Here is a 1008-nt window from a genome sequence, read left to right as displayed (position 1 = left end):
TGTCGGGGCTTGAGGATTTTGTGATTGAGCCTACTGAGCAGGAGTTGGCGTGATGGCGAAAATTGTGATTGAAATTGAAGATTTGCCTAATGGTAAAGTTAGCTATGTACCTCATGGAGATCTCCTTATCCGAGATGGCGGCACTCCTGCTCAATTAACTTGGATTGCTGTGCAAGATGTTATTGATATGCTTGGAAAGATTGGGGCTATACAAGGTATGTCAAAGCGGGAGATGTCGTGATGGAAAACGGAAATTTAAATACCGATGAGCTGGAATTTTTAAGAACTGCCGCACGCGATTCCTTCTACATCCACGCTCAAGTCGAAAACGCCAACCGAAAATTAGAAACCGCTTTTCTCGTGTGGGAAAAAGTGAAAGAAGGAGAAAAAGAGGCTATGCGCGCCCGAAAAAAAGCCTTTATTTATTACTGCTTCGGGGTGGTTTGGTTTTTTCTTGCGTTGATTTTATTTTTCTTTGGCGTTTAAAGCTTGATTAAAGGCCGTCTGAAATTGCAAATTCATAACCCGCGCGGCACGGTCTGCCGCATTTAAATCTAAATAGGAGTCAAAAGTGAATAAATCCGAATTAATCCAAGCCATCGCCGACGAGGCGGAATTGAGCAAACGCGATGCAGCGGAGTTTGTTGATGCGTTTGTCAGCGTGGTAACGCAAGAATTGAAAGATGGAAAAGACGTTACGCTGGTCGGCTTCGGCACGTTTCACGCCGCCTAATCCGCCGAGTGTCAGGGACACAATCCGAAAACGGGCGAACCGCTGACCATCGCGGCGCGCAAAACGCCAAAGTTCCGCAATGAATCATGAAGCAATATAATCAGGAGTGGTTAGTATGTTGGCAGGAATGATGGAAGGCTGGGACTTTTAAAGATGGATTAAAGGCCGTCTGAAATAGGGTTTAAAACCTGTTTCAGACGGCCTTTTTTTGTGCTGTCAGTTTCGCAAAAAAAAACAGCGGCTTAATACTATATATTGTATTTTATTGGTATAAT

General features: G+C 44.1%; 2 protein-coding genes and 1 pseudogene. All 3 read left to right on the top strand.

Going from position 1 to position 1008, the window contains the following annotated elements; translation table 11 throughout:
* Positions 1–52 precede the first annotated feature (52 nt).
* The 3 genes and pseudogenes from HMPREF2871_RS09815 to HMPREF2871_RS09805 all read left to right on the top strand — a co-directional run bounded on the left by HMPREF2871_RS09815 (position 53) and on the right by HMPREF2871_RS09805 (position 823).
* Positions 53–241: a hypothetical protein gene (locus HMPREF2871_RS09815; protein ID WP_049343834.1), complete on the top strand. Its 189-nt coding sequence runs from the start codon at positions 53–55 to the stop codon at positions 239–241.
* Entirely contained in the window at positions 241–486 is a 246-nt protein-coding gene (locus HMPREF2871_RS09810; protein WP_049343836.1) for a hypothetical protein, read from the top strand. Before HMPREF2871_RS09815 ends, HMPREF2871_RS09810 begins: the two co-directional genes overlap by 1 nt.
* Positions 487–571: 85 nt before the next feature.
* Positions 572–823, top strand: a pseudogene (locus HMPREF2871_RS09805) (HU family DNA-binding protein).
* The last annotated feature ends 185 nt before the right edge of the window (positions 824–1008 follow it).

This window comes from Neisseria sp. HMSC067G12 (assembly GCF_001812725.1).
Lineage (GTDB): Bacteria > Pseudomonadota > Gammaproteobacteria > Burkholderiales > Neisseriaceae > Neisseria > Neisseria perflava.
The sequence above is the reverse complement of the archived record's forward strand: the minus strand, read 5'-3'. Positions and strand labels throughout refer to the sequence as shown.